The organism is Streptomyces sp. E2N166, assembly GCF_003671715.1.
Lineage (GTDB): Bacteria > Actinomycetota > Actinomycetes > Streptomycetales > Streptomycetaceae > Streptomyces > Streptomyces thinghirensis.
The window spans coordinates 306895-313615 of sequence record NZ_RAIF01000032.1 but is presented as its reverse complement, the minus strand read 5'-3'; the positions used below and the strand labels follow the sequence as shown (position 1 = coordinate 313615).

Genomic DNA, 6721 nt, shown 5'->3' with positions numbered 1-6721 from the left:
GCGGGCGCGTCGGGTCACCGGCACCATGCCTCGGATCAGGAGGTGCCACATCCCGGCCAGGCGGCGGGGCTGTCGCGCGGCCGGTTCGAGGGTGCCGCCCACGACACGGGTGCCGACGATGGAGCAGACGAGGGTGTGGGCGACCGAGTCGACGTCGATGTCCGGATGCAGATCGGACTGGCGGACGGCGTCCACGAGGCGGGAGGAGGCGATCTCCCGCCACTCGGTGAAGGGGTGCGGCAGCGGCGGCCGCACCGGCACGCCCCCCGTGGCGAGCCGCAGCCCGGCCCGCAGGACCGGCCCTTCCTCGCACAGCCTGGCCATGCCGAACGTGAGGCGCATCAGCGCCTCCAGAGAGGTGTAGCCCCGGCCGTCCAGCTCCTTCGCCAGTCGGCGCGAGGTTCTGGACTGGAGCTCCATGATGGCGTGGGCGAGGTCCTCCTTCGCCGCGAAGTGGAAGTACAGGGCGCCCTTGGTGACTCCGGCGTGGGTCACGATCTCGCTCAGGCTGGTCGACTCGTAGCCGTGACGGTCGAACAGGTCGGCGGCCGCCCCGAGAATCGTCGCGCGGGTCTGTTCGGCGCGTAGCTGCCTCGCCATCGGCTGAACTCTCCTGGGCTGGAACTCAACAGGCCGTGCCGCCTGTATTAACCCCCTGTACACGATAACTCACCGTCAGATCCGCCTTCTTAGCGACCCCGCCGACAGCGGCCCGGCCGGCCCTTCGAGGCGCGGGCCGGGCCGCCGTACGGGTCAGTTGACGAACACCGTCGCGTTCCCGTCGGTCACGGGGGCGTAGGTGGCGGTGAAGTACCCGTTGGCGAAGCAGAGTCCCGAGCCGGAGACCTTGGTGAAGTGCTGGTCGGCGAAGGCGATCGAGTTGGTGTCGTTGCTCGCGGTGCCGTTGAGGCCGGGGGCCTCGTAGACGCAGTTGATGCTGCCGAGGAGGGTGCGCAGGGCGACCGTCGTCCGGACGGTGGAGCCGCTCGGCGGGGTGACGGCCACTGCGCCGTCGGAGGAGACGGTGGTGGTGTAGGGCAGGTTGTGGACCGTGATGCCGTTGACGCCGAGGACGCCGATGACGTTGCTGGTGCAGCTGCCGCTGTCGAAGGTGTGGGCGGTGAGCGACTCGGTGGCCGTGCCGGGGGCCGTGGGGTTGTCGGTGACGTCGACGGTGAACTGCGAGGACGTGCACGAGACGCCGCTGGTGCCGGTCGCGCTGGAGTGGAACGTGGCGCTGGTGCCGCTCGCCAGGGAGGCGGTGAGGGTGTCCCCGACCGCGACGGGCGTGCCGCCGGCGGCGCCGGTGGTGAGGACGGGGGTGTCGGCCGCGGCGGTGCCCGCGACGGCGGGGACCGCCGCGGGGAGGGTCAGCGCGGCGACGGCTGCGGTGAGGGTGAGGAGAGTACGAGTACGCATGCGGCTACCTCTTCCGGAAGTGGGGTTCGGTGAAGCAGGGGTGGCCGGCCGCGGAGGTGCGACCGGGCCGATGCGATGAGGTCCGGGCCGTGCCCGGTCGGACGTCGGGCACGGGCCGGGCCCCAGTGGGTGCGGACAGGCGGCGCCCGGTGAGTGCGGGCCCTGCCCTGCAGGTGCGGCGTGCCCCGTTGGGGGCGGGGCCGGGTCCAGTCCGGAGGACGGGTCCCGGGGCCGGGAACGCGGACGGTGCCGCGGGAACGGATCCGGCGCCACGGATCCGGGGAAACTGGGGAAGTTGTAGACCTGACGTTCAGTCAACGTCAAGCGACTGGATACGAGTTGGCGAATAATCGCGGGTCTCCGCAAACGCCGGGCCGGAAAGACGGCAGGCGGCACACAACCCCCACTCTTTACCCACAACTTGCTTGACCCCGTGGTGTAACCACCGGTAACTTCCCGATTGGCTACTGGTGCGTAACGTGAAAGCCCCTGCATCCGCCGGGAGTTGCCGGGAGGCGCGCGTACCAGCCGCTGTCCGCGCCAGGACAACGTGCCGCTCAAGAACGTGCCGCTGAAACCCGATCCGCATTCACTATGCCTCTGGGAGCAGACATGGCCTCGTCCTCGGACGTCACACCGTCCGCCGGCAACACCCCCGAACCCGGGACCGGCCCCGAAGGCGCGCTCGCGCCGGAAGCCGCCGGGGCACCCACGAGACGCGGCCGGGTCAGGCTGCGCCGGGCCGCGGTGCTGGCCGTACCGGCCGCCGCGGTCACCGCGGGCCTGGCGATACTCACCGCCCACGGCGCCCTGGGCGTGCAGTTCGCGATCTCCGGCATGCCCTTCACCGTCACCGCCACGGAGCTCGACGGGACCGGATTCGCCCAGTTCGGCGGCCTCGACAACATGGCCGAGGGCAGCCCGAACGCCGGGGACACCGGCGGGCAGGTGCTCGTCGTCACCTCCGTGATCAAGGAGGCGAAACTCACCAAGCTGTGCCAGAGCGTCGACCTGGGCGGCACCAACCTGCTCATCACCGCGGGCGAAGGGGACACCCGGGTGTCCGCGACCGATCTGACCACCGACTCGACCTTCCTGTCGGGTGACGCCGCCTTCAACAACATCGAGATCGGCAACGACGCCAGCACCCTGGACAAGGCCGGCCCGAAGGGCCGGGGACCGATCGGCGTCTTCAGCCAGCAGGCCGACACCGTGCAGATCAAGAACCTGCGGCAGACCAACTACGCGACGACGGCGGGGGTCTTCAAGCTTCCCGGCCTGAAGCTGCGCTTCAGCGGGTCGGGCTGCTGATGCCCGGCGACCGCGCGGGATTCCGGGCCGGCTTCCGCCGCTGGCGCTCCGGGCGGCCGTTCTGGGGCGGGTTGCTGCTCACGCTGGCCGGGGCCGAGGTCCTGTTCACCATGAAGGCGTCCTTCGAGGTGGTGCTGCACGTCGGCATGCAGGGCGTGGCCGGCTACCTTCTGCCGGTCGTGATGCTGCTGTGCGGACTGCTGGCTCTGGTGAACCCCTCCCAGCGGCTCTTCTACTCGCTCATCGGCGTCCTGGCCTCCCTGGGTACGTGGGTCACCTCCAACCTGGGCGGGTTCCTCGTCGGGCTGCTCCTCGGTTGCGTCGGCAGCTGCCTGGTCTTCGGCTGGCTGCCCGACCAGGAGCCGCGCCGCGACCGCCGGCGCCGCAGGAAGGAGGCCCGGGCCGCGCGTACGGCCGCCCCGCGGCCCCTGGAACAGCGGGCGGGCGAACCCGCCTGATGCCGGGCCACCGGCGTCCGAGCCCCGGCACGCACCCGGGGCCGGGCGCCGGCCATCCGTGCGCACTCGCGCTTCAACCACACTTCACCGGCGCTTCGCCCGCCCCGTTCATCACGATGCGGCACCGACAACTCACACCTGAACGCTGATCACTTGACTACCGGCCGTCACTCACGATTGGCTCCGGCCAGGCGAGATTCACCCGGTTGGCGTACCGAAACACGGCTCCGGACCACCTCGCCCCGTTCCTCCTGCTCGGCCGCACAGCGAGGTGCCCCAACCCCCATGAGTACATCTCCCCCACCCACCCCCTCCCCCGGACGCCTCCGCGCCGCGGCACTGGCCGCGGCCGTCTGTCTGCTGGCGGCCGGCTGCTCCGCCCTCGGCGGGGAGGAGGACGGCTCGGCCGCGGACAGCGCGGGCGGGTCCGGCGCCGACCGGATGAAGATCGTCATGGTCACCCACGGCGGTGAGGGCGACGCCTTCTGGGACCGGGTGCGCAAGGGCGCCCAGGCCGCGGCCGACAAGGACGGCGTCGACCTGACGTACGCCGGCGACGCCGACACCGCCGACCAGGCCGACCTGGTACGGGACGCGATCCGCGACAAGGCCGACGGCATCGCCGTGACCCTGGCCAAACCGCAGGCGATGAAGGGACCGGTCGCCGAGGCCGAGGCGGCCGGCATCCCCGTGGTCGGCCTCAACTCCGGAATCGACGCCTGGCGGACCACCGGGCTCCTGCAGTACTTCGGGCAGGACGAGAGCGTCGCCGGCCAAGCCGTCGGCGACAAGCTGAACGACCTCCGGGCCCGGCACGCCCTGTGCGTCATCCACGAGCGGGGCAACGTCGCCCTGGAGGCCCGCTGCGCCGGCGTGAAGAAGACCTTCGAGGGCGAGACCGAGATGCTCTACGTCGAGGGCACCGACATGAAGGCGGTCGGCGCGGCCGTCACCGCTCGGCTGCGGCAGGACTCCAGCATCGACGAGGTCGTCATGAACGGCGCGGCGTTCGCCCTCACCGCGGTCGAGTCGGTCGACGAGGCGGGCAGCAGCGCCCATGTCGCCACCTTCGACCTCGACGAGGACCTCGTCGCCGCGGTCAAGCGCGGGGACGTGCAGTTCGCGGTGGACCAGCAGCCGTACCTGCAGGGATATCTCGCGGTGGACGCGCTCTGGCTGTACCGCACCAACGGCAACGTCAGCGGTGGCGGAGTGGCACCCGTACTGACCGGCCCGGCGTTCGTGACCCGGACGAACGCCGACGCGGTCGCGAAGTTCGCCGCGGGGGGCACCCGGTGACCGGGCACCGCGGCCGCCGGCGCCCGCGCACAACCGCCATCCTCCCCCACTGATCGCCTAGGACGACGATGTCTGCACGGACAGGTGCCCGGCGCCGCCTCGGCTCCATACGTCTCTCCCTGATCCTCCTGGCCCTCGTCCCCGGCGTCACCCTCGCCGCCGTGTGGGGGGTGACGACGATCCAGATGTTCTCGGAGGGCCTGCGGCTGCGCGCGCAGACGGAACTGAGCCGCGACACCGGGGCCATGGGTACCGAGGCGGCGCTCGCGCTGCAGAAGGAGCGCGGTCTGTCGGCCGCCCATCTGGCCGAACCCGGCGGCGACCGGGCGGAACTGGACGCCCAGCGGAAGAAGACGGACGCGGCCGTCGCCCAGCTCGTCGGCCAGTCCGCCGCGATCGAGAGCGCGCCCGCCCGCGTCTCGGACCGGCTCTACTCGGTGCTCGGCTCGGTGGGCAGCCTGGAGTACTACCGCAACCAGGTGGACGACCCCAGCGACATCACCTCCGACCAGGCGCTCGACCAGTACACCTCGATCATCGACGAGCAGATCCACGCCTTCCAGGAGCTCTCCCAGGTCGACGACGGCGACCTCACCTCGCAGGCCGGACCGCTGGTCGCCCTGGAGCACGCGGCGGAGCTGGTCTCCCAGGAGGACGCCCGGCTCACCCTCGCCTGGCCGTCGGGCCGGATGGACGAGAAGGAGTGGGCGCGGTTCGCGCAGTTGGTCCACACCCGGCGCTGGCTCGTCCAGGACCAGATCGTCCCCTCCCTGCGCGGCAGCGCGAAGGCGCAGACCGAGCGGATCCTCGCGAGCCCCGAGTGGCAGACCCTGGGAGCCGTCGAGGACCAGGTGCTGGCGGCCCGCGCGGCGGACGGCGACGACCGGATCGACCTGCCGGACGCACGGCAGCGCTGGAATACCGCCCTGGACAAGGTCTCCGACCAGTACGCGGCGCTGATCCGGCAGCAGACGGACGGGTTGCTCGACCGCAGCGCCGACGAGGCACGCGGGCTGCTGATCACGGCCGCTTCGCTCAGCGCGGGCGGTCTGATCGCCCTGGTGCTGTGCGTCGCCATGTCCTGGCGCATCACCCGCTCGCTGTCCCGCCGGCTGCGCGGTCTGCGGCTGGCCACTCTGAGCCTGGCCGAGGAACGGCTGCCCGACGTGGTGGCCCGGCTCGAGCGGGGCGAGAAGGTGGACGTGGAGTCGGCGACCCCGCCACTGGACTACGGGCGGGACGAACTCGGGCAGGTCGCGCAGGCGTTCAACACGGCACAGCGCACCGCCGTGCACACCGCCGTCGAACTCGCCGACACCCGGCGCGGCTTCCAGAAGGTCATCCTCGGCATCGCCCGGCAGAGCCAGAACCTCGTCAACATGCAGCTCGGCAAGCTGGACGCGCTGGAGCGCGAGCACACCGACCCGGAGATCCTCAAGGGCCTGTACGAACTGGACTCCACTGCGAGCCAGTTGCGCCGCTACGAGGAGAACCTCGTCATCATCAGCGGCGAACAGCCCCGGCGCACCTGGCGCGAACCCGTCGCGCTGGTCGACATCCTGCGCAGTGCCGTCGGCGAGGTCGCCGAGTACCAGCGGGTGGAGCTGCACACCGACGAGGAGGTGGCCCTCGCGCCGCCCGCGGTGGCCGACGTGATCCACCTGCTCGCCGAACTCATCGACAACGCGACCGCCTACTCCCCCGCCCCTCATCCGGTCGGGGTGCGGGCGGCGCTGGTGGCCAAGGGGCTGGCCGTCGAGATCGAGGACCGCGGGCTGGGCCTGACGGAGGAGGACTACGCCTCGTTCAACGCCCAGCTTGCGGTGCCCCCGCAGTTCGACGTGGTCGCGCTCGCCGACGACCTGCGGCTCGGCATGTTCGTCGTCGCCCGCCTCGCGCACCGGCACGGCATCACCGTCACGCTGCGCTCCTCTCCGTACGGCGGGACCACCGCGATCGTGCTGATCCCGCACGACGTCGTGGTGCGCGAGCCGCTCGACGCGGCCCACGGACCCGACCGCACGGCGTCTCCGGCCTCCGAAGGCCCGTCGTCCGGCGTGCCCGAGAGGTCCTCCGTGACAGAGACGTCCTCCGTGTCGGAGGCGGACCCCGCTCAGGTGAAGCGGCCCGTACGGCCGGTGCGGCCCGCACCCGCGAGCCGGCCCGGCACCACCGCCCCGTCCGCGTCGCCCACGTCGCCCGCGTCACCCGCGTCGCCCGCTTCCGAGCGGAAC

Annotated in this window: 6 protein-coding genes; 4 read left to right on the top strand and 2 right to left on the bottom strand. The window is 71.8% G+C overall.

What is annotated here, in order from left to right:
* Both EBH09_RS28495 and EBH09_RS28490 read right to left on the bottom strand, forming a co-directional pair.
* The coding region (locus EBH09_RS28495) for a ScbR family autoregulator-binding transcription factor (RefSeq protein ID WP_121749802.1) at window positions 1-600 on the bottom strand (600 nt) is incomplete at its 3' end.
* 153 nt (window positions 601-753) lie between these two features.
* Window positions 754-1419, bottom strand: a complete 666-nt coding sequence (locus EBH09_RS28490; protein ID WP_121749801.1) for a Tat pathway signal sequence domain protein — start codon at window positions 1417-1419, stop codon at window positions 754-756.
* Between the two features lie 612 nt (window positions 1420-2031).
* On the opposite strand from EBH09_RS28490, the gene EBH09_RS28485 reads away from it, so the two are divergent.
* The 4 genes from EBH09_RS28485 to EBH09_RS28470 form a co-directional block, all read left to right on the top strand.
* Window positions 2032-2730, top strand: coding sequence for a DUF6230 family protein (locus EBH09_RS28485; RefSeq protein ID WP_121749800.1), 699 nt, complete (start codon window positions 2032-2034; stop codon window positions 2728-2730).
* Window positions 2730-3188 (top strand): DUF6114 domain-containing protein, encoded by a 459-nt coding sequence (locus tag EBH09_RS28480; RefSeq protein ID WP_121749799.1) that lies wholly within the window; start codon window positions 2730-2732, stop codon window positions 3186-3188. Before EBH09_RS28485 ends, EBH09_RS28480 begins: the two co-directional genes overlap by 1 nt.
* Before the next feature lie 285 nt (window positions 3189-3473).
* Window positions 3474-4487: a substrate-binding domain-containing protein gene (locus EBH09_RS28475; RefSeq protein WP_121749798.1), complete on the top strand. Its 1014-nt coding sequence runs from the start codon at window positions 3474-3476 to the stop codon at window positions 4485-4487.
* 68 nt (window positions 4488-4555) lie between these two features.
* Window positions 4556-6721: nitrate- and nitrite sensing domain-containing protein (locus tag EBH09_RS28470; protein WP_153182740.1), on the top strand; the 2166-nt coding region annotated here is incomplete at its 3' end.

Excerpts from the sequence above, each read along its gene's own strand:
- EBH09_RS28490 (WP_121749801.1), bottom strand. The coding sequence starts at position 1,419 with ATGCGTACTCGTACTCTCCTCACCCTCACCGCAGCCGTCGCCGCGCTG.
- EBH09_RS28485 (WP_121749800.1), top strand. The coding sequence starts at position 2,032 with ATGGCCTCGTCCTCGGACGTCACACCGTCCGCCGGCAACACCCCCGAA.
- EBH09_RS28480 (WP_121749799.1), top strand. The coding sequence starts at position 2,730 with ATGCCCGGCGACCGCGCGGGATTCCGGGCCGGCTTCCGCCGCTGGCGC.
- EBH09_RS28475 (WP_121749798.1), top strand. The coding sequence starts at position 3,474 with ATGAGTACATCTCCCCCACCCACCCCCTCCCCCGGACGCCTCCGCGCC.